This window comes from Streptomyces gamaensis (assembly GCF_042656465.1).
Classification (GTDB): Bacteria; Actinomycetota; Actinomycetes; order Streptomycetales; family Streptomycetaceae; genus Streptomyces; species Streptomyces gamaensis.
Map to the genome: position 1 here is coordinate 1 of NZ_JBHSPB010000040.1, position 19,542 is coordinate 19,542.

The window sequence follows — 19,542 nt, forward strand, 5'->3', positions numbered from 1 at the left end:
GCGAAACCCTTCGCCTGGACGGCGACCGCCGACGAGATCCTCGCGAAGGTCCGTCTGACACAGCGCAACGTCAGAAAGCTCGTCGCGAACAACTCGAAGTGACACAAGCAGGATCACGAGACACTAGACGCCTGTTTTTCAGCCAGTACGCCCCTAAGAGCTGACTGATTCGTCAGGCTGGGGGCCCGGACATCACCGAGCCCCCAGCCGGCGTTGGTGCACGAGGCCCGCAGCTCGCAGGGGCCGCAGTACCGGGCAGCGAACCGGACGCGGGTGACCGGGGCACCCCGCTGAGTGCGGGCCTCGCGCCATTGAACGCTGGTCCGGCCACCGGGGCAGACCGCCTGGCGCCGGTCCCAGTCGACAGTGAAGCGGGTGTTGTCGAAGACAATTCCCGCCCTCTGTGCTGTAACCGTGGTGGCCTTGACCGGGCCGACCAGCTCGACATGGTGATCGTGCCGGGCACGGCGAATCTGTCCGGCATCGACGTATCCGGCGTCCACAAGATGTTCGTCCGGCAGGAGCCCGCGCCCCTCCAGGGCGGTGTGGATGTCCTGGAGGACGGCGGCGTCGGTCACCGGCGCCGGTGTGGTGTGGACGTGGGTGATCAGGTGCGGAGCGTCGGGTTCGCAGGTCTCGGTGAGGTGGACCTTGTAGCCGGACCAGCCCAGATCCGTTTGGCTCCAGTCCTCACCCCGGGCTCATGAGGGGTCCGTAAACGGATCAGGCCCGGCGGAAGGTCCTCCACTTCGCGCCAGCGCACCACTCCCCGGGCGTGACGGAACTGCTGGACCCACGTCCGCCGCAGGAAGTCCACCATGGGCAGAACCCGCAGCCCGGGCGGGGCCGTTGCCGACCAGACGGCCTGAAGCAGCACCATGCCGTCGGCCCCGCACTGGTCGGCGTGCCCGACACGCGCCGCCCACCGCGAGGAAGCGGCTGTCCTCCGGCCGGGCCGCATAGCGGTCGAACCACTCCGGGGCCGCCACCGTCACCAGCCAGTCCCCGGCCGCCTCGGCGAGCTGGTTAAACCCGGCCCACAGCGTCCCCACCACGAACTCCAGTCGGTTCACATCCCTGGTCGCGGCCAGGACATGCGTGGCATCCGTACGCTGCCGCCTGCCCGCCTTGACCAGCCCAGCCTCCCCGGCCACCCGCAGCACCGCGTCGAACACCGCCTGGCCCGCATCCGCCTCAACCAGCCGGGAACGGAACTCGCTGAGCACGGAGAAGTCGAACCCGGTATCCGTCAGTTCCAGGGAAAGGGCGTACTTCCAGTACAGACGCGAGCGGACCGCGTGCGCGGCCTGCCAGTCGGTCAGCCCCTCCGCGAACTGCAGCACCGACACCAGCGCCAGCCGGGCCGGCGACACCGCCGGCCGTCCCCGGGCGGGAAACAGCCCCGCGAACTCGGCGTCGGCAAGGACCGGCCCGAGCGCGTCCCGCACCCGCATCGCCAGACAGCCCTTCGGAAACACCACACGCGCCACCCACGCCGTCTCCTCCGGGACCTCCGACAGATCCACCCCACGCAACGACACCGAACCCCACCCCTGGAACACGACGAAGCCTGCGCAACCCCAACGGGGTCACACAGGCCGTCGTCACGCAGGCCCGGATTTACCAACAGCATCCGGGAAACCGGCCGGGGCCTTCGGCGTACTCCACAGGTGTACCGAGCGCGCATCCTGGCCGCTCTCCCGGGCCCTCAGTCCATGAGCGCGTCAAGGCCCCCCAGGGGACGCCGAGGAGCAGCACCGTCGCCGCAGTGAGACCTGCGTCACGCAGCGGACGCACGCTCGCCCGGCCAGTCCAACCGAATGAGCAGCCCATTCGGCCTGGCCGTCGACAGTGAGCCAAGCCACGCGCTCCTGGGCCTCACCGGGTTCACCGGAAATGGCATGCGAGTCGGCGCACGAGGGCACAATGCACTCGTGATCAGCGAGGTCATCACGGCCGTGGCAAGCGCGACTTTCCTACCGCTCGCCCGGAGGGTACGAAAGCTCTGGCAGCGCCGCTCGCCGCTTGCGGTCGTGGCAGCCCCGCACATTCCGAAGGCATGGAAGCTGGCGCTACCAGACGCGGAGCCCCTCCATGCCTCCGTTCCGCTGGCGCACAGCGGGCGCCGTTACCGGCAGATGTACGAATGGCTACGTACCAAGGGCGCCTACGACTATGGGCTGACCGCGCTCGACCTGCACGCGGAGAACCGAAGCACTGAACCACTCACGATCACCCACATCGGCGTCCGCAAAACAGACGTCGGCGTGCCTCTGCGCGCTGCTCTGGTGGCCTACCCACCAGCCGGCGCCGTGCAGAAGGAACTCATCTACTTCGATCTCGACGAGGCCGATCCCACGGGTCGACCTGCCCGATTCGACATGGGCTGTCTCGAACCCACCGGGGAGCAGTCCTACTTCCTCGACCGAGAGGTGAGGCTAGAGGCCGGAGACTCCCAGACATTTCACATCGCCGGAGCCGCACTCCGCTCACGCGTCTCGTGGGAACTCTCCATCACGATTCTGCAGGCCGGCAAAGACCGGACGATCACCGCCGTACCCGAGAGCGGGCCCCTGAAGACTTCCGGCACGCCTACGGAGGGCTTCGATGGAGAGTGGATCTGGAACTGGTTCGCCGGTGACGCAGCATCATTCATCCCAGCCCCGCATCCCATCGCGTAAACCCGCACACGAGCGACAACCTCCACAGTCGCCCGGCAGGGCGGATGACTCCGGTCACGGCCGCCCTCACCCCTCGAGGTCGTCGAGCTCGTCGAGATCTGCCTCCGTGAAGAGGAAGATCCCGCCGATGATCAGGGCTGCCCCGATGAACTGCCAGAGGGCCACACTCTCGCCGAGGAAAAGACGATCGCGGCGGCCGCGCCGATGGCCGCGACGACGTCGAGCAGGTTCTGACAGCCTACGAGTACCAGTGCGCCTTCTGCGGCTACGGCAGCAGGATCGGCGCGGTGCCGGTCGGACTGGAGGCCGCACACGTGCGCTGGTGGGCTTTCGTCCCGATCACACAGCGGCCGGGACCTTCGTCGCTCTGTGGTTGCAGCTGGGGTGAAGCGGCCTGTGTCTACCGTTGGCCGATCGGGAGCCCTCTGTCAGCCGGTCTCGGTACAGTCCCGGTCAACCGATAGGCAGGAGGGGGAGGCGTGGTCACCGATCGCGATTACGAGTCGATCATGGCGCAGCTCAGGGAAGTGATGCCGGGTCTGGCTGATCAGCTGGATCAGGAGGTCCGCCATGGGCGCGCGGTCACCGAGAAAGAGCTTCGGCAGGAGGGGCGGTACGAGGAACGGGCCAGCCGACTGGCCGCAATTGAGCTGCCGGCTCTCGGCAAGAGCGACGTCGCTGTGATCCCGTACACCAACGAGGAGCGCATCGAACTGATCCGCGAGGCACTCATCACACTCGCTGAGACCATGCACGCTACGCGGCAGGCGGCGCTGAAGACAGCCATCGAACGTGGGATGGAGCTCGAAATCTGGTTCGGCGACCCCGAGCTGGAAGCCCCGTCGCACATCGTTCTGCCGGAAGAGACGGCACAAGCAGAGGCCACCCTCCAGACGGTGCGAGAGCTTCTCGTGCACGATCCCGAGACACAACCGGAGGCCGTCCTGTGAGCAAGGCTAACCTGGTACAGGCCATTGAGAAGGCGATCGGCGCCCTGCAGCCGGTTTACCGCAACGCAGCAGACGAGTCCGATCTTTACGAGACATCACTGCTCGTGCTCTGCCTTGACGCCGCCAAAGAGGCCGGCGGATCCGCACTCCTCACCCAGGACGGTGCGACCGCGACCACTGAGCTTCACTTCCGCAGGTCCCCGGGAAAACTCTGGTCAGGCAATTTCACGTACGCACTGGTCAGTTTCCCTGGCACTCAGAAGCAACTTGAGATCCATCTCGGCGTGTACGTCGTCTCAGGCCGGTCAAAGGTGGCGCACGAGTGCGATGTCGCGATCATCGAACACCAGGAGGCCGAGCGCAGCAGACAGGCCGGAGTACACCCCAGGAACAACAAGCTCGTCGCGGCAATCGAGGCCAAGCACTACGGCACCTCACCCGCCCTCGGTATCGGCCGTAGCTTCCTCGGCCTGGCCCAAGAGCTCGGCGAGAAGAACTGCTCGCTGGTGTATCCGTCACGGAGCTCCGCCAATCTCGCGGGACTGATCGCCAAGCGGCATTGCGAGGCGTACGAGCAGCTCCTGCCGAGCACGCCGGCAGCCTCGCGGCTCCGCTCGCGCCTGGACCAGGCGATCCGGAACTGGAAGGCACGTATCTGACTCGCCGCTCTTTCCCCTCTTCCTTCACCTCGGTGGGAGCCGATGCCGACCTGTACAAGGTCCACGGGCACGGGCGTGAAGCGGGGGCCTCGACCGAGTTCGGTCGAGGCCCCGCTGGGCTCATCAGCTAGCCAGGGCTGGGGCGCCCACAGCAATTCGTTGATCTTGTCTGCGGTCGCCCGCAGTACCGGGTTGGCCAGGTTCTGGCAGCGGCGGCGCATACGGGCGGACTTACCCGACTCCCAGCCCATGATGGCGTCGACGACCGCGTCGGGGACGCCGAGGATGAGCAGGACCGTCGCGACGGTGTGGCGGGCGTCGTGGAGCCGCGCGCTGCGCCAGGCGACTTTGCGGGAGCTAAGGTTGGTGGCGTACTCGCGGGGTCGGCCATGTCCCACGATCCGTACAGGCTCGCGGAGTCGTGGGCCGGGTAGAGCGGTGCAGCCCCGCCCAGTCCGTTCGACACGCGGCACGGGCACCTGGGTGCGATCTCAACGAGAGCGTCGTCCGCAGCCGTCCACCCTCTTCAGGTCGTGGACGGGCCCATTCCCGCCGCCACACGACGTCAGCGTCGACCTGATCGTCACGCCCGACGAGGTCATCTCCTGCCCCGATCCGCACCGCCCCCATGGCAGCGCTTCCGACGGCTGCGGTCGCCCAGGCCGGCGCGGTTCGCATTGGCCACTGGTAAGGACCGCGATACCGAGAGTATGGTCGCTTGTATGGCGACCAAGAAGGTAACGGTGACAATCCCCGAGGATCTTCTGGACGAGATCCGCGCGGAGGCTGCGGAGCGGGGCCTGTCGGCGTACGTCGCCGAGGCGCTGCGCTTCAAGCGTGACCGGGACCGACTGCTGGAACTGGTCGACTGGCTGCGGGAAGAACACGGCCCCGTCACCGATGACGAGCGTGCGGCAGCGCTCGACGAGTTGGAAGAGATCGACTCCGAACACGAGCGGCGGCGCCGCAACGCCGGACGGCGCGGCGCCGGAGAAGCCGCGTGAAGAAGCGAGCCGGTGAGTACGAGCAGTGGCCGCCCCGTGTCTTCGTACTGGACTGTGAGGCCCTCTCCCTGGCCGTACGCGGCGACCGGAAGATGATCGCCTGGCTCGACCTCGCGGCCCGGGGGGAAGCAGAAGTGGTCACGTCGCCGATGACTCTGGTCGAGGCGTACGACGGCAGAACGACCGAACAGCGCTGGGACTGGGTACTGTCCCGCCTCCAGGTCGTCGACATCGGGAAGGACGAAGCCCGCCAGGCTCGTCGGCTACTGGCCAACGCCAAGTTGCACGGCCACAAGTACGCGATCGATGCGGTACTCGCCGTCATTGCACGACAGCAGAAGGGACAGGTCACCGTCTTCACGTCGGACACGGACGACCTGGAGAAGCTGGTTCCGGACACGGTCGTCGTCAAAAAGGTGTGACCCGACGCTCTACCGACCGTTCGCCCCGTAGGTCTTCCTCCACCGCCTCCGATGGCCCCGGTCGCCCTGGCCGGCTCCGTTGAGGCCAGCCAGCGCGGCCAATGGCGTACCGCTGTTCCAAAGGCCGAGCAGGTCGCGGTGGATGGCGATGATGCCGTTCGTGCGGGCGAATTCCTCGGAGGGGCCGCTCAAGCGGGTCGTCGTCACGAAGACGGCGGCATCCGCGCCGAAGTGGACCTTGGAGCCCAGCAGATCGCGCATTTCCCGGCTGGCGATCGAGCTCCTCGGCGCGTAGCGCTTGCACTGCACGACCATGGCCCGCCCGTCCGGCAGCCGGCCGACCACGTCCGCGCCCTGGTCACCGGTGCCGCCCACCCTGCGGACCTCCGAGCAGCCGTCACGGCGGCAGAGTTCCGCGACGAGTTCCTCGAACTCGGTACCGGACATCTTGTCCACGTCGGCCAGCGTCCGGTGGCCCGCCTTCACGGCCTCTTCCCGGCGCCAGCTCCGGTCCCGGCTCCGCAGCAGACGGTCCGTCCGCCACAGCCGCCACCCGGCCGCGCCCAGGCCGCCGACTCCGCCCACCGCCACGACGTACGGCCAGAGGACGGACCAGAACACCACGAACGTGATCAGCAGAAGCGCCCCGCCGGCCAGGCCGGCCCTGCCCATGGCCACCCGCCTGCGCCGGGCCGCGGAACGCCGCCTTCGCCGGTTCGCCATCACGGTCCCCCTCGGTCGCCCCGCCGGGCAGTCTGACGCACCGCCACCTCACAGGGGAAGGCCGCAGTCCCAGCCGCTGTCGTATCCGATCCGGGACACGGCGCGCGGCCACGGCCCGCTCCGCGTCGCGTCCGTGGCCCGCGTGGTCCACGACGGAGAGCCCGCCCGACAGTGAGCCGTACAGCGCTCCGGCCCCGCCTCCGGGCCCGTCCGCCCCTTTCGGCACTGCACGTCCCATTTGCGTCGATATGCTGGGCACTGTGACCAGACCTGGCCGGCTGCGGCCCCGGCCCCGTCCTCGCCGTGGCCGGGGGCTGCTCATCCTGCTGTCACCGGTGATCCTCACGGCAGTGATCGCCAGCGTGGCCTACACCACGCCCCCCAGCATCGCCTTCAGCCGGCTGCTGCCGGCCGCGCCCGCTCTGGCCGCCGCCATGTGGCCCGTACTGCCCACCGTGCTGCTGGGGACGATCTGCCTGGGGCTCATGATCGGACTCGGGGTCGCCTTCCCCCACCTGGCGACGGGGTACACGGCGGCGGGGATCGTCGCGGTCACCGTGGCGGCCGCGTACGGCAGTCATGTCCGGCTGCAGCGGGAGCGGACGCTGTTCCAGGTGCGGGCCGTCGCCGACGCGGCGCAGCAGGTGGTGATGAGCCCCATGCCGCGCCGCTTCGGGGACGTCGAGGTCGACGCGCTGTATCTGGCGGCCGCGGCGGAGTCCCGTATCGGCGGGGACTTCTACGAGGCGGCCGACACCCCGTACGGGGTGCGGCTGCTCATCGGCGACGTGCGGGGCAAGGGGCTGCCGGCGGTGGGGGCGGCCGCGGCGATGGTCAACTCCTTCCGGGAGGCGGCGTACGACGAGCCCGGCCTGGGCGACGTCGCGCGCCGTCTGGAGGCCAGCAGCAAGCGCTACAGCGCCGCGTTCCCGCCCGAGGAGATGGTGGAGCGCTTCGCCACCGCCCTGCTCGTCGAGATCCCCCACGAGGACGGCCGCGCCGTCCCGCACGAGGACGGCCACGTACGGATCCTCAACTGCGGACACCCTCCGCCGCTGCTGCTCGGCCGCGGGGAGCTGCGCGTGCTGGAGCCCACCGCCCCCTCGCCGATCCTCAGCCTGGCCGAGCTGATGGGCGATCAGTACACCGTCGACACCTTCGGCTTCGCCCCCGGCGGCCTGTTGCTGCTGTGCACCGACGGCGTCACCGAGGCGCGCGGCCGTGACGGCGAGTTCTTCCCGCTGGCGGACTGGCTGGCGGACTGGGCGCGACGGCAGACCGCCGCCGGCCCCCGCGAGTTGCTCGACGGGCTCCACCACGATCTTCTGCGCCACAGCGGCGGGGCCCTCGACGACGACATCGCCGCCCTCGCCGTGCGCCTGGGGCCGGCCCGCCGTCAGCCCTCCACACCTCCACGCAGCCCTTCGCCTAGTTCTTCACCTAGTTCTTCACCGCCACCGTGACGGAGCCCGTCAGCACCCGGTGGTCGGAGCAGAGCCCGCCGCCGCACGCGGTGGACGGGGCGAGGGCGTGGGCCGAGTACTCCCCGGCGATCCTGTCCTCGCGGACGAAGATGAAGTCGATCTTCTTGCCAGTGCCGCACGGGCTGAGGTCCCCGGGATCGGCGGTGCTGACCGTGGACTCGCCGTAGCCGGGGCAGTTGACCGGGTCGTTGTCGTCGAGTTCGCGGTAACGGCCGGTGTTGCGGCCGTTGTTGGGGGTGTTGACGGCGGTGGAGTACCACTCGTCCATGCGGCCCCAGTCGGGCTGCATGTTGAAGTCCCCGGCGACGACGACCGTGTCGCCCTTGGCGTAGTAGTCGTCCAGCCGGTCGCGCACGTAGTCGCCCTGGGGCTTGCGGAACGCGTCCACGAAGGTCAGGTGCGTGGCGCAGAACCGCATGTGCGACTTGTCCTTCAGCGGCGCGCACAGCAGCTTGCGCTTCTCGCGCTGGCCGTCGTCGGGGAGCGTGAAGCGGTCCGCGGGACCCAGGGGGCGCTTGCTGAAGATCGCGATGCCCTCCTCCTCGCCGCCGCACGCCGCCTTCCCGGCGGGGTACGCGCCCTCGAAGCGCGCGAAGTTCGTACTGTCCTCCGGCCAGCCCGCTGTGCGGAGGCTGTCCACCAGCGCCCGGTACTGGCTCGCGCACAGCTCGTTGAGCGCGACGAAGTCGGCGCCCCGGTTCTGGATCGACCTGGCGGCCGCGCCGACCATGCCGTTCGTGGTCGAGTTGTGGTTCATCGCGTCACCGGCGACGTTCCACTCCCAGACGGTGTAGGTGGCCGTGCCCTCCGCGGCCGGCGCGGCGACGGCCGGCGCGGCCAGCCCCACCGTGGTGAGAGCAACTGCCGCCAAGACCCGCAATGTACGCGATGTACGCATCGATCCCCCGTGAACATCAATGTTGATCAAGCTCTCATGTTCCATCAAACCGGCCGGATCACCAAGACCTGATCGCAAAGGCGAAGAAGATGAAGAAGACAGGGACGGCTATCGCAGTCCCGCCGCCCCGGCCCCCCGCCGCAGGACCTCCCGGAGCATCTCCGGGGTCAGCGTCCCGGTGAACATATTGCGCCGACTCGGGTGGTATCCGCCGAGCAGCCACAGCCCGCGCCCCTCTGCCTCGGCGCCGAGGAACACCTCGGCCCCGTGCCCGAAGACGGGCCTGGGGCGGGGCAGTTGCCATCCCGTGCCAGCCAGGACCGGCAGCAGCGCCTGCCAGGCGAAGGCGCCGAGGGCGACGACCGCCCGGAGCGTGGGGCGCAGGAGGCGCAGTTCGCGGGCGAGCCAGGGCCGGCAGGTGTCGCGTTCGGCGGTGGTGGGGCGGTTGCCGGGAGGCGCGCAGTGCACCGGCACCGTGATCCGTACGCCGTACAGCTCCAGGCCGTCGCCGCGGTGGGTCGCGGTCGGCTGCGAGGCCAGCCCGGTCTCGTACAGCGCCGCGTAGAGCGCGTCGCCGGAGGGGTCGCCGGTGAAGATGCGGCCGGTGCGGTTGCCGCCGTGGGCGGCCGGGGCCAGGCCGACGATCGCCAGCGCGGCGTCCGGCGGGCCGAAGCCGGGCACCGGGCGGGCCCAGTACTCCCAGTCCGCGAAGGCCGCGCGCCTGACCCGGGCGGCCTCCTCCCGCCAGGCGACCAGCCGCGGGCAGGCCCGGCAGCCGGCCACGGCCCGGTCGAGCGCGTCCACGGACGCCAGGACGGGTGCGGTACGCGCCGGGTGGCCGGGGTCGTCCGGCGCCGCCCTTCGGGGGGTCACGGGCATGCCCACCAGCAGACCACGTACCGCGGCCTCCGCGAAGCGGCCGCACCGCCGGATGGTGGGACGCCTCGCGACCGCACCGCCGCACCGCCGGACCGCCGGACGCCGGACGACCCCACCACCGGACGACCCCACCACTGGACCGCCGCACTGTCGGCACCGCCGGCACCGCCGCCCCCCGCCGCGATTCCCTCCCGATTTTTCGTTATGCGCCCGGACGCGGCATGGTCTCCCCCTCCGCCGGAACATCAGGAACGGCAGTCACAGCAGGAGCAGCAGGGACGAGGTGGGCAGCGCATGACGGACACGAGTGCGGCCGGTGTCGAACTGGTCGAGGCGGCGCGGGGCGGGGACCCCGCCGCGCGGGGCGAGTTGGTGGCCGTGTGCCTGCCGTTGGTCCACAACATCGTCGGGCGGGCCCTGCGCGGGCACGCGGACGTCGACGACGTCGTGCAGGAGACCCTGATCCGGGTGATCGGGGGACTGGAGGGGCTGGAGGACCCGGGCCGGTTCCGGGCCTGGCTCGCGGCCATCACCATGAACCAGATACGCGCCCACTGGCGCCGTCAGCACGGCGCGCAGCCGGTCGAGGCTCTGCCCGAGCCGCACGAGGTCCGCGACCCGGGCGCGGACTTCGTCGACGTGACGATCCTGCGGCTGGGCCTGGAGGGGCAGCGCCGGGAGGCCGTGCAGGCCACCCGGTGGCTGGACGACGTCGAACGGGCCGTGCTGTCCCTGTGGTGGGCGGAGGCCGCGGGACAGCTGACGCGCAGGGAGGTCGTCGCGGCGCTCGGGCTGCCGGCGGCGCACACGGCGGTCCGCGTCCAGCGTGCCAAGTTCCAGCTGGACGTGGCCCGTACGGTCGTCCGCGCGCTGTCCGCGCGGCCCCGGTGTGCCGGCCTCGGGACGGTCCTGCGGACGTGGGACGGGGTGCCCTCGCCGCTGTGGCGCAAGCGCGTCGCCCGGCACGTGCGCGGGTGCGGCGCGTGCGGCGGACTCGGGTCGGCGCTGGTACCGGCCGAAGGGCTGCTCGCCGGGCTCGGGCTGGTCCCGGTCGGTGTCGTCCTGCTGGAGCGCGTCCTGGGACAGCTGCGGCTGCCGATGGTGTCCGTGGCGTCGCGTGCCGCGTACGTCCCTCCTTGCGCGCCGGCACCGTCCCCTGCCCGTACGGCCGTCAGGGCCGCGGCTGCCGTGGCCGCTCTCGCCCTGCTCGCCGGGGGCGCGCTGGGCGGCGGCCGCTGGCTCCTCATGCCCGCGACGCAGGAGGGACCGCCCGCCGGGGACAGCGCCGAGGCCGCTCCGGTGCTGGCGTTGAACGAGGCGGAGCCCGTCCTGCCCCGGGTGGTCCCCCGCGACGACCCCGCCCCCGCCGCGACGCCGGCGGCCGTTCCCGTGGGCGGCCCTTCCGCCGACCACACTCCGGCAGCACCGGCTTCCCCCAGCGCGCCGGCTTCCCGCACCGCCACCACCGCGCGGCCCGCCCCGGCGGCGCCTCCCACCTCCACTCCGGAGGCGCACGGCAGTCCGGAACAGGAGGTCGTGGACCGGATCAACGCGGAGCGCGTCAAGGCGGGTTGCGCACCCCTGCGGGCCCGCGCGTGGCTGGCCGCCGTGGCACAACACCGGTCCGGGGAGGCGGCACCCGGCGGCCGTACGGTGTACGCCGTCGCGGACGTCAACGGCGCTCTCTCGTCGGCGACTTCCCCCGGCGGCTCTCCGTGGGGCTCGGCCGGGCTGACCGTCGGCGGCGGGCTGCCGGGCGCGACGGTGGAGGCGGCGGGCGGGTGGACTGTCCGTGGGGCCGTCGTTCCCGACTGCTCGCTGACCGAGATCGGCGTGGGGGCGGACCGGCCGACGGTGGTCGTCGTGCGCTGACCCGCCACCTCCCGGGGTCGGACGGCGAGGGCACGCGACACCCCCACCCGCTGCTCTGTCCACCGGCACGGAACGGGTGGGGGGCAGGCCCGTTGGTCGGGGACGCGGCCCGGCGGACGGTCGTCGTCGTCCGCTGACGCCACCCCTCGACAGGGCGGCGACGGCCCGCGCCCCCCACCCGCCGCCCGTCCACCGACGCAGAACGGGTGGGGCTGGCCCGTTGACCGGTGACACGGCCCAGCCAACGGTCGTCGTCATCCGCTGACCCGCCACCCCTCGACCGGGCGGCGACGGCCCGCGACACCCCCACCACCGCCCCGTCCACCGACGCGGAACCACCGCGCGGCTTCCGCCGGAGCCGGTCGACGGCGCTGTCTCGACGACGCCGTACAGGACCGCCGATCCGCCCGGCACCAACGCCCCCGCTCACTCCGGCCTGCGGGCCTCGATGAGGAACCGTGTCGTGTGCGCCACGAACGGCCCGTCCCTCTCGATGAGTTCGTGCAGCTCGCGCAGCCGGTCGCGGTGGCGTTCGACCGTGAAGCCCGGGACCATCCAGATCACCTTCCGCAGGAAGTAGATCACCGCGCCGACGTCGAGGAACTCCGTGCGCAGGGACTCCGAGCGCAGGTCCACGACCTGAAGGCCGGCGGCCTCGGCGGCGCGGCGGGCGTCGTCGGGGTGCCGTTCGCGGCGCACGTCCGCCGGCTGGGGGCCGAGGAAGTACTCGACGAGCTCGAAGACGCCGGCGGGGCCGACCTGTTGGGAGAGGTACGTGCCTCCCGGGCGCAGCACCCGGGCGATCTCCTCCCACCACACGGTGACCGGGTGCCGGCTGACGACCAGGTCGAAGGCCCCGTCGGCGAACGGCAGCGGCGGCTCGTCCTCGTCGCGGACGACGGCCGCGCCGAGCGGGTGCAGCAGCCGGGTGGCCCTGGCGACGTTCGGCGGCCAGGACTCGGTGGCCACGACCAGCGGCGGCAGCTTCGGCACGCCCGCCAGGACCTCCCCGCCCCCGGTCTGGATGTCCAGCGCGGCCGAGGCGCACGCCATGCGCTCCCCCATGAGCCGCTGGTAGCCCCACGACGGGCGCTGCTCGGTGGCCCGGCCGGCGAGCCACGAGAAGTCCCACCCTTCGACGGGGGCCGCCGCGGCCTCCGCGACCAGGTCGTCAAACGTTCTCGCCATGAGAGCAGGGTGCCGGTCGGAGCGAGGAGGGGCCACCGAATACCCCCGTCCCCCGCCCGGCCCACCCCGACCTCCCACCACCCCACCGAACGTAGTAAGACGAAAGGGACGACACGGCGGCACGCGGCGGCGAGGAGTGGGTGGACCGGTATGCAGATCGTGGCCGGTGTTCCGGGGCCGGGCCGTCGTGTGTGCTGAGCTGCGGCCCGAGGAGGTCCGCGCCGACGGGCGGATCGTGATCGTCGGGGCCTCGCTGGCCGGGCTGCGGGCGGCGGAGACGCTGCGCGCGGAGGGCTTCGCCGGGCGGCTCACGCTCGTCGGCGAGGAGGAGCAACCGCCGTACGACAGACCGCCGTTGTCGAAGCAGGTGCTGCTCGGCAAGGGGACGGCGTACGACACGGGGCTGCCGCGGCGGCGCGCGGTCGAGGCGGAGTGGCGGCTGGGGGTGCGGGCCGCCGCGCTGGACGGGGCGCACCGGCAGGTGCTGCTGTCCGACGGCGGGCATCTGCCGTACGACCGCCTGCTGATCGCCACCGGTACCCGCGCCCGCCCCTGGCCGATGCCCGACGAGGCGGCCCTGGAGGGGGTGTTGACGCTGCGGACGGCCGACGACGCGGCGCGTCTCGCGGAGCTGCTGGACGCGGGCCCGAGGCGGGTGCTGGTGATCGGGGCCGGGTTCCTGGGGTCGGAGGTGGCGTCCTGCTGCCGGGAGCGGGGGCTTGAGGTGACGGTCGCCGAGCGCGGCCAGGCCCCGCTGGTGGGCGCGCTCGGCGGGACGCTCGGCGCGTTCGCGGCGCGGCTGCAGCGCGCGCACGGCGTCGATCTGCGCTGCGGGGTGACCGTCACCGCGCTGACGGGGCGCGGCGGGCGGCTGACGGGGGCCGAGTTCTGCGACGGCACGCGGATCGAGGCGGATGTCGCCGTGGTGGCGCTCGGCGCGGTCCGCAACACCGAGTGGCTGGACGGGTCGGGGCTGGCGGCGGGGCCGCGCGGGGTCGCGTGCGACGCGGGCTGCCGGGTCTTCGACATGTACGGGATCGTCACGGACGACGTGTTCGTCGCGGGGGACGTGGCCCGCTTCCCGCACCCGCTGTTCGAGTACCAGATGCTGTCCCTGGAGCACTGGGGCAACGCCGTGGCGCAGGCCGAGGTCGCCGCCCACAACATGGTCAGCCCCGGCCCCCGGCGCCGCCCGCACCTGGCCGTACCGGCCTTCTGGTCCAGCCAGTTCGGGCTGAACATCAAGTGTGTGGGCGTGCCGTCGTTCTCCGACCGGGTGGTGATCGCCCAGGGTTCGCCCGAGGAGGGCCGGCTGGTCGCGGTGTACGGCTACCGGGGCCGCGTCACCGCCGCCGTCAGCGTCAACCGGGCGAAGTGGCTGGAGCACTACCAGTACTTGATCGAGACGGCGGCCCCGTTCCCGCCCCCGCCCGGTGCCGCCGACCGTCACGAGGACGCCGTGCCGATGCCCTCCGACGTGCCCGATCCGGCGGTGCTCTCGCACGGCCCGACCGTCGCCCTGACCGGGCACCTCCCGGACCGCCGGCTGATCTGGCTGCGGCCGGGCGGCACCTGACCGGGGCCGTCAACGCGCCGCCGTACGGCCCGACTTCCGCGAGGAGCCCCGCCCCCATGTCCACGGAAACCCTCTTCCGCCGCATCTGCGACTACGCCGGCCGCCCCGATCCGTACCCGCTCTACACGGAGCTGCGCGAGCACGGTGTGGCCCGCCAGGAGGACGACAGCTACCTCGTCGGCACGTACCACGAGATCGCGGCGCTGCTGCACGACCCCCGCGTCAGCTCCGACGTCCGGCTGCGCGTCGACGATCCCGAGCTGCTGCCGAGCGAGGACCGGCCGGCGGCGTTCATCGGCCAGGACGACCCCGAGCACGACCGGCTGCGCCGCCTGGTGATGCGCCCCTTCGGCCCGCCCCACTCGCCCGGCCGGATCGACGCCCTGCGCGAGGACATCACCGGCATCGCCGCCGGCCTCGCCGACGCCCTCGACGGCAAGGAACGGGTTGATCTCGTCGACGAGTTCGCCTACCCGCTGCCCGTGACGGTCATCTGCCGTCTGCTGGGCGTCCCGCAGGAGGACATGCCGCAGCTGCACGCGTGGACCGACGCGATCATCATGGGTCTGGACATCTCCCCGGACGACTCCGAGGAGGCCCGGCGGCGGCAGCGGACCGCCCTCGACGCCCGTGCGGCCATGATGGACTACATGGGCGGGCTCGCGCGCGCCCGGCGGGAGCGGCCCGGGGACGACATGCTCTCCGCGCTCGTCCACGACAGCAGTCCCGAAGGGCCGCTCACCGAGCCGGAGGTGAAGGCGCACGCGGTGCTGCTGCTGATCGCCGGGCACGAGACGACCGTCAACCTCATCACCAACGGCATGCTCACCCTCCTGCGCCACCCCGACGCCCTGGAGTATCTGAAGTCCGATCCGGCGCGGGTGCCCCGGGCCGTGGAGGAACTCCTGCGCTACGAGCCGCCGGTGCAGTTCCTGCCGAACCGTACGGTCCTCGCGGACGTCGAGGTCCAGGGCGTGACCGTGCCCCAGGGGTCCCGGCTGACGCTCGTCCTCGCCTCCGGCAACCGCGACCCGCTGCGCTTCCCCGAGCCCGACCGCTTCGACCCGGCCCGCGAGGACAACGCGCACCTCGGTTTCGGCAGCGGCGTCCACAACTGCTTCGGGGCGCCACTGGCCCGCGTGGAGGCGCAGATCGCGCTCACCACGCTGCTGGCCCGGCTCGGACCGGCCCGGCTGGCCGAGGACCCGCCGCCGTACCGGCGCAGCCCGGTGCTGCGCGGGCCCCGGCACCTGCCGGTGGACCGGCTCAGCCCTGGCTGAGCCTCGAGGGGTCGTAGCTGTAGCCGACGCCCCGTACCGTCGTCAGGGCCCCGCGATGGTACGGGCCGAGCTTGCCGCGCAGCCGGGCGATGTGCACGTCGATGGTGCGGGTGCCACCGACGGCGGGCCGGTTCCACACGGCCCTGAACAGCTGGCCGCGCGTGTGCACTTGCCGGGGCCGGGCCACCAGGTGGGCGAGCAGTTCGAACTCCATGAAGGTCAGCTGGATCTGCCGTCCGGCCACGGAGACCGTGCGGCGCAGCAGGTCGACGACGAGGTCGTCGGGGCGGGGCGCGACGGCCGGGCGCGGCGCCGGGGAGGTCGCGGAGGCGGCGAACGGCGGCGGGCAGGCCGTCGCGTGCAGACGCTGGACGCGGGGGTAGGTGAGGCGCATGGCTGCTCCTGGCGTGCTGAGCGGAGGGGGCGGCGAGTCGTGGGGGCCTTCATCCGTGAGGGCGTTCGTGCTTGGGGACGTTCGTGCGTGGGGTGTTCATCCGTGGGTGTTCAGGGGACGGGCTCGACGAACCACAGCCGGTTGCCCACCGGGTCCTCGCTGCGGAAGCGGCGGTGGCCGGGCAGGGAGTCGTCCCAGGCGACGGGCGCGCCGTGGGCGGCGAGCCAGGCGGCGAACGCCTCGATGCCCCGGACGCGCAGCCCGGGGCAGGCGTCGGTCGCGGGCAGGAAGCGTTCCTCGATGCCCAGGTGCAGCCGGACGGTGTCGTCGCCGGCGGCGAACCAGCAGCCGCCGCGCCCGTCGAGGGCGCGCGGGCGGGGGATCTCCCGCATGCCGAGGACGTCGACGTAGAAGCCGCGCAGCAGTTCCTCGGTGCCGGCGGGCGCGGCCAGTTGGACGTGGTCGAACGCGGTGAGCATGACGGCCGCCTTCGGTGGAGGGGAAGCGGGGAGTCAGGGGGTTCAGGGGAGCCGGGTCACCGGGCCGCGAGCTGTTCCCGCTCGCGCTCCCGCTCCCGTCCCCGTTCCCGGGCGGTCGGCACCGAGTGCAGCCGCCAGTGCAGGTCCCGCACTCCGGGTTCGGCGGAGAGGCGGCTGATCAGCTCCTCCAGGTGGACGGACGCGGCGCCGTCGACGCCGAGCGTCACCCACAGGTGGACCGCGCCGCCGGACGGGTCCGGGCTGGTGCGCAGGCCCATCAGGCGCGTGCCGTGCCGGGCTCCGAGCACGCACAACGCCCGTGCCTTGTACTCGCGTTCGGTGCTGCAGAGGGCGTGCAGGGTTGCGCAGAGCATGGCACCTCCATGCGGTGTGGTGGTCTTGGGGGTTTTCCGTTCGCTGTGCGGGAGTCCGCCGTCCGCAGCCGGGGACGGCGAACTCCCGTACAGTGCCCTCGCGTTACTTGGGGCCGTTCGCCGAGGGCGAGGCCGCGAGTTCCGCGATGCGGTGTGCCGCGTCGTGCGGCAGGTCGGCGAACTCGGCGAGCCAGCGGGCGTCGTGGCCCTGGCGGGCGAGGATGTACGCGAGGTGCACCCGGGGTTCGTAGGCGAGCCGTTCGCCGCCGGCGGGCGTGCGTTCGCCCGGGTCGTCGAGCAGGTAGTCGCGCTCGACGCCGTCGTGGAGGGCCAGGTGGACGTGCGCGCAGGCGCGTTCGGTGGTCCTCGCCGGAAGGCGGTGGTGATGCGAGAGGCGGGAGATCCGGGTGATGTGGACGAGGTGACGCACGGTGCCCTCCCTTCCCGGGGGTTCGGTGGCGGTGCCGTGTGGCGGGGTCCGGCGGCGCGGGCGGGGCCGCCGGACCCGTACGGTCAGTTCCCCAGCGCGACCTGCACGATGTGGACGACGACCAGGACCATCGCGGCGAGCAGATAGAGCCGCAGGGCGCTCATGCCGATCTTGCGGCCGGTGGACATGACGGGCTTGGGCAGTTCGTCGAGCGGCGGCATCCGCCAGCTCTCCTTGCCGCGGCGGTCGACGGGGGCGGCCAGGGCCCAGCCCTTGCGCCGGCGGCGCAGTTCGGCGTAGCCGATGGCCAGGATGCCCGCGACGCCGCAGACGGCCATGATGTCGAGGATCGCGCCGGAGGTGATGCCGGGGAAGGTCACCGACGCGGTCAGGATGATGGACAGGACGACCAGGACGCCGACGACCAGCGAGGTGAAGGCGTTGGTCCAGCGGCCGTTGACCCAGGGGCCCAGGACGGCCTTGTCGTTGCACAGCAGCAGCAGGAAGACCGTCGCGGAGGGCAGCAGCACTCCGGCGAGCGTCTGCACGCCGGTGGTGATCAGGCCGAGCGGGGAGCCGGGGACGACCACGATGACCGCCGCGAGCAGGATGACGCCCGCGAAGATCGCGTAGAAGCCCTTGGCGCCGCGCACGCCGCGGTGCAGCGAGTGCTTGAGGCCGAGGACGTCGCCCAGCGCGTAGGCGGTGGACAGCGACACGGCGGAGGCGCCGATGATCGAGGCGTCGAGCAGGGCGATCGCGAACAGCACCCCGGCGAGCTTGCCGGCGTGGGCCTCCAGGCCCTTCGCGATCCCGGCGGCGTCCTCGAAGTTCCCGGCCTCCGGGGTGCCCGCGAAGGCCGCCGCGGTGAAGCCGATCATGGCGGCGGCGCCGAGGATGACCACGACGATGCCGATCCACAGGTCGGCCTTCTCGTACTTCATGAAGCGCGGAGTGATGCGCTTGTCGATGACGTAGGACTGCTGGAAGAACAGCTGCCAGGGCGCCACGGTCGTCCCGACGATCGCGATGATCAGCAGCATGACGTCGGCGAGCTTGGCGTCGTGCGGCATGCCGGGGACGACGAAGTCGTGCGCCATCGTGGACGTGCTCGGGTGGATCATGAAGTAGATCGGGATGAGCAGCAACGATCCTGCGCACAGCAGGACCGCCGTGCGCTCGAAGCGGCGGAACGAGCCGGTGGTCGCGGCGGCGATCACCACGACCGCCGCGACCAGCACGCTCAGCGTCTTCGGCAGCCCGAGGTAGCCGACGGCGAGCGTGACACCGATGAACTCGGTGACGATCGTCAGGGCGTTGAGGAGGAACAGGTCGATGACCGAGAACGCGCCCCAGAACTTGCCGAACCGCTCCAGGATCAGCCGCGCGTGCCCGACGCCGGTGACCGCGCCCAGCCGCAGCACCATCTCCTGGTTGACGTAGAGCACCGGGACGAGCAGCAGCAGCGTCCACAGCAGGCTCGTGCCGTAGTTCTGCCCGGCGTTGCCGTAGGTGTCGAAGGCGCCGGCGTCGTTGTCGCCGACCATGACGATCAGGCCCGGCCCGATGATGGCCAGCAGGGTCTTCAGCTTCGCCGATATCCCCTTGCGCGGCGCGTCGTCGCCGACCCTGATGGTGCCCAGGGCGCCCTTGATGTCGCCGAGGTGGGCGTCGTCGAGTACGGCGGCCCGTGGCTGCGGAGCTGCCGGAGTGGCGATGGTGTCGGTCATGACGGGACCTCCCGTGCCCCCCGATCGGGGGAGGTGTGGGCCCGCGGCAGCCATCCCCTCCGCGTGCGTCGGCGCGCACGGCGGCGTCCCGCGGCGGCATCAAGGCCGCACGGGTGCCGGAAAGGCGCCAACGGCGCGCGCAGAGAAGGTGGTTACCGCGTGCCGGTGCGATACGAGGACAGGCGGAGACGGGGCCGTCGACGGCCCGGACTACTGTGACTGCAATCCATTTCTCTCGCCTCCTCCCGGGCCGGGGCGCACCGCGCGGCGCCATACGGACTCGGCAAGGAGCGGACCGGACCCGACGGCCGGTTCACCCCAACTCGTCAGAGCTTTGGCACTGCACGGCGTAATCCCCTGGGCGGGGAAGCCACTTGGGGTCACCCCTTGGGCCGGGGAGACCTGTCCTGACCCTGGGCGTCTCTCGACGTCGTGGGGTCAGTGGCCTGTGTCCGTACAGACGCCTCACCGAACGAGGTGCCTCCTGCAACGCATGCAGTCTAGCCCTGTACTTGCACA

At 71.8% G+C, this 19,542-nt stretch carries 20 protein-coding genes, 2 pseudogenes and 1 riboswitch; of the genes and pseudogenes, 10 read left to right on the forward strand and 12 right to left on the reverse strand.

All coding sequences use genetic code 11. The features are described 5' to 3' along the window. Positions 1-113: 113 nt before the first annotated feature. Entirely contained in the window at positions 114-671 is a 558-nt protein-coding gene (locus ACFP1Z_RS32810) for a transposase (protein ID WP_390321643.1), read from the reverse strand. Positions 672-701: 30 nt separating this feature from the next. Then, the gene (locus tag ACFP1Z_RS32815) at positions 702-1,490 is read right to left on the reverse strand and encodes a transposase (protein ID WP_390321593.1); all 789 of its coding nucleotides are present in this window, start codon (positions 1,488-1,490) and stop codon (positions 702-704) included. A gap of 444 nt (positions 1,491-1,934) precedes the next feature. On the opposite strand from ACFP1Z_RS32815, the gene ACFP1Z_RS32820 reads away from it, so the two are divergent. From ACFP1Z_RS32820 to ACFP1Z_RS32835, 4 genes and pseudogenes are all read left to right on the forward strand, one after another. Next, positions 1,935-2,681, forward strand: a complete 747-nt coding sequence (locus ACFP1Z_RS32820) for a hypothetical protein (protein WP_390321595.1) — start codon at positions 1,935-1,937, stop codon at positions 2,679-2,681. A gap of 158 nt (positions 2,682-2,839) precedes the next feature. Next, positions 2,840-3,061: pseudogene (locus ACFP1Z_RS32825) on the forward strand (hypothetical protein); the annotation flags it as partial. A gap of 99 nt (positions 3,062-3,160) precedes the next feature. After that, positions 3,161-3,631 (forward strand): hypothetical protein, encoded by a 471-nt coding sequence (locus tag ACFP1Z_RS32830; protein WP_390321597.1) that lies wholly within the window; start codon positions 3,161-3,163, stop codon positions 3,629-3,631. After that, complete coding sequence (locus ACFP1Z_RS32835) at positions 3,628-4,290, forward strand: hypothetical protein (protein WP_390321599.1); 663 nt, start codon at positions 3,628-3,630, stop codon at positions 4,288-4,290. The genes ACFP1Z_RS32830 and ACFP1Z_RS32835 overlap by 4 nt, the downstream gene beginning before the upstream one ends. Positions 4,291-4,343: 53 nt before the next feature. On the opposite strand, the pseudogene ACFP1Z_RS33785 reads toward ACFP1Z_RS32835, so the two are convergent. After that, positions 4,344-4,628 (reverse strand): annotated as a pseudogene (locus tag ACFP1Z_RS33785) (tyrosine-type recombinase/integrase); the annotation flags it as partial. Between the two features lie 384 nt (positions 4,629-5,012). On the opposite strand from ACFP1Z_RS33785, the gene ACFP1Z_RS32840 reads away from it, so the two are divergent. Both ACFP1Z_RS32840 and ACFP1Z_RS32845 read left to right on the forward strand, forming a co-directional pair. Next, a complete protein-coding gene (locus ACFP1Z_RS32840) occupies positions 5,013-5,294 on the forward strand; it encodes a CopG family transcriptional regulator (protein WP_390321601.1) in 282 nt (93 codons plus the stop codon). Then, positions 5,291-5,716, forward strand: coding sequence for a type II toxin-antitoxin system VapC family toxin (locus ACFP1Z_RS32845; protein WP_390321603.1), 426 nt, complete (start codon positions 5,291-5,293; stop codon positions 5,714-5,716). Before ACFP1Z_RS32840 ends, ACFP1Z_RS32845 begins: the two co-directional genes overlap by 4 nt. 9 nt (positions 5,717-5,725) lie before the next feature. Here the strand turns inward: ACFP1Z_RS32845 and ACFP1Z_RS32850 are convergent, their stop codons facing one another. Next, positions 5,726-6,439 (reverse strand): restriction endonuclease, encoded by a 714-nt coding sequence (locus ACFP1Z_RS32850; protein ID WP_390321605.1) that lies wholly within the window; start codon positions 6,437-6,439, stop codon positions 5,726-5,728. 260 nt (positions 6,440-6,699) lie between these two features. On the opposite strand from ACFP1Z_RS32850, the gene ACFP1Z_RS32855 reads away from it, so the two are divergent. After that, on the forward strand, positions 6,700-7,902 hold the full coding sequence (locus ACFP1Z_RS32855) for a PP2C family protein-serine/threonine phosphatase (protein WP_390321607.1): 1,203 nt from the start codon (positions 6,700-6,702) through the stop codon (positions 7,900-7,902). Here ACFP1Z_RS32855 and ACFP1Z_RS32860 read toward each other — a convergent pair. Further along, the gene (locus tag ACFP1Z_RS32860) at positions 7,880-8,794 is read right to left on the reverse strand and encodes an endonuclease/exonuclease/phosphatase family protein (protein WP_390321609.1); all 915 of its coding nucleotides are present in this window, start codon (positions 8,792-8,794) and stop codon (positions 7,880-7,882) included. The genes ACFP1Z_RS32855 and ACFP1Z_RS32860 overlap by 23 nt on opposite strands. A 135-nt stretch (positions 8,795-8,929) precedes the next feature. Then, entirely contained in the window at positions 8,930-9,700 is a 771-nt protein-coding gene (locus ACFP1Z_RS32865) for a uracil-DNA glycosylase (protein ID WP_390321611.1), read from the reverse strand. A 294-nt stretch (positions 9,701-9,994) separates the two neighbouring features. Here ACFP1Z_RS32865 and ACFP1Z_RS32870 point away from each other — a divergent pair, with 294 nt between their 5' ends. After that, positions 9,995-11,572: a sigma-70 family RNA polymerase sigma factor gene (locus ACFP1Z_RS32870; protein WP_390321613.1), complete on the forward strand. Its 1,578-nt coding sequence runs from the start codon at positions 9,995-9,997 to the stop codon at positions 11,570-11,572. Positions 11,573-11,998: 426 nt separating this feature from the next. Here ACFP1Z_RS32870 and ACFP1Z_RS32875 read toward each other — a convergent pair whose 3' ends face one another. Further along, on the reverse strand, positions 11,999-12,760 hold the full coding sequence (locus tag ACFP1Z_RS32875; protein ID WP_390321615.1) for a class I SAM-dependent methyltransferase: 762 nt from the start codon (positions 12,758-12,760) through the stop codon (positions 11,999-12,001). Between the two features lie 187 nt (positions 12,761-12,947). On the opposite strand from ACFP1Z_RS32875, the gene ACFP1Z_RS32880 reads away from it, so the two are divergent. Then, positions 12,948-14,336: an NAD(P)/FAD-dependent oxidoreductase gene (locus ACFP1Z_RS32880; RefSeq protein WP_390321618.1), complete on the forward strand. Its 1,389-nt coding sequence runs from the start codon at positions 12,948-12,950 to the stop codon at positions 14,334-14,336. A 56-nt stretch (positions 14,337-14,392) separates the two neighbouring features. After that, on the forward strand, positions 14,393-15,616 hold the full coding sequence (locus ACFP1Z_RS32885; RefSeq protein WP_390321620.1) for a cytochrome P450: 1,224 nt from the start codon (positions 14,393-14,395) through the stop codon (positions 15,614-15,616). Here the strand turns inward: ACFP1Z_RS32885 and ACFP1Z_RS32890 are convergent. From ACFP1Z_RS32890 to ACFP1Z_RS32910, 5 genes are all read right to left on the reverse strand, one after another. After that, a complete protein-coding gene (locus ACFP1Z_RS32890; RefSeq protein ID WP_390321621.1) occupies positions 15,603-16,010 on the reverse strand; it encodes a winged helix-turn-helix domain-containing protein in 408 nt (135 codons plus the stop codon). The two genes, ACFP1Z_RS32885 and ACFP1Z_RS32890, sit on opposite strands and share 14 nt — an antisense overlap. Before the next feature lie 110 nt (positions 16,011-16,120). After that, on the reverse strand, positions 16,121-16,489 hold the full coding sequence (locus tag ACFP1Z_RS32895) for a VOC family protein (RefSeq protein WP_390321622.1): 369 nt from the start codon (positions 16,487-16,489) through the stop codon (positions 16,121-16,123). A 56-nt stretch (positions 16,490-16,545) separates the two neighbouring features. Next, positions 16,546-16,863, reverse strand: a complete 318-nt coding sequence (locus ACFP1Z_RS32900) for a hypothetical protein (RefSeq protein WP_390321624.1) — start codon at positions 16,861-16,863, stop codon at positions 16,546-16,548. A gap of 103 nt (positions 16,864-16,966) precedes the next feature. Further along, a complete protein-coding gene (locus ACFP1Z_RS32905; RefSeq protein ID WP_390321627.1) occupies positions 16,967-17,293 on the reverse strand; it encodes a hypothetical protein in 327 nt (108 codons plus the stop codon). Positions 17,294-17,376: 83 nt separating this feature from the next. Further along, entirely contained in the window at positions 17,377-19,023 is a 1,647-nt protein-coding gene (locus tag ACFP1Z_RS32910) for an NRAMP family divalent metal transporter (protein WP_390321629.1), read from the reverse strand. Between the two features lie 310 nt (positions 19,024-19,333). Further along, positions 19,334-19,507: riboswitch (M-box (ykoK) riboswitch) on the reverse strand. Between the last annotated feature and the right edge of the window lie 35 nt (positions 19,508-19,542).

Coding starts and splice junctions, on each gene's coding strand:
- ACFP1Z_RS32840 (WP_390321601.1), top strand. CDS start 5,013: ATGGCGACCAAGAAGGTAACGGTGACAATCCCCGAGGATCTTCTGGAC.
- ACFP1Z_RS32850 (WP_390321605.1), bottom strand. CDS start 6,439: ATGGCGAACCGGCGAAGGCGGCGTTCCGCGGCCCGGCGCAGGCGGGTG.
- ACFP1Z_RS32865 (WP_390321611.1), bottom strand. CDS start 9,700: ATGCCCGTGACCCCCCGAAGGGCGGCGCCGGACGACCCCGGCCACCCG.
- ACFP1Z_RS32870 (WP_390321613.1), top strand. CDS start 9,995: ATGACGGACACGAGTGCGGCCGGTGTCGAACTGGTCGAGGCGGCGCGG.
- ACFP1Z_RS32875 (WP_390321615.1), bottom strand. CDS start 12,760: ATGGCGAGAACGTTTGACGACCTGGTCGCGGAGGCCGCGGCGGCCCCC.
- ACFP1Z_RS32885 (WP_390321620.1), top strand. CDS start 14,393: ATGTCCACGGAAACCCTCTTCCGCCGCATCTGCGACTACGCCGGCCGC.
- ACFP1Z_RS32890 (WP_390321621.1), bottom strand. CDS start 16,010: ATGCGCCTCACCTACCCCCGCGTCCAGCGTCTGCACGCGACGGCCTGC.
- ACFP1Z_RS32895 (WP_390321622.1), bottom strand. CDS start 16,489: ATGCTCACCGCGTTCGACCACGTCCAACTGGCCGCGCCCGCCGGCACC.
- ACFP1Z_RS32900 (WP_390321624.1), bottom strand. CDS start 16,863: ATGCTCTGCGCAACCCTGCACGCCCTCTGCAGCACCGAACGCGAGTAC.
- ACFP1Z_RS32910 (WP_390321629.1), bottom strand. CDS start 19,023: ATGACCGACACCATCGCCACTCCGGCAGCTCCGCAGCCACGGGCCGCC.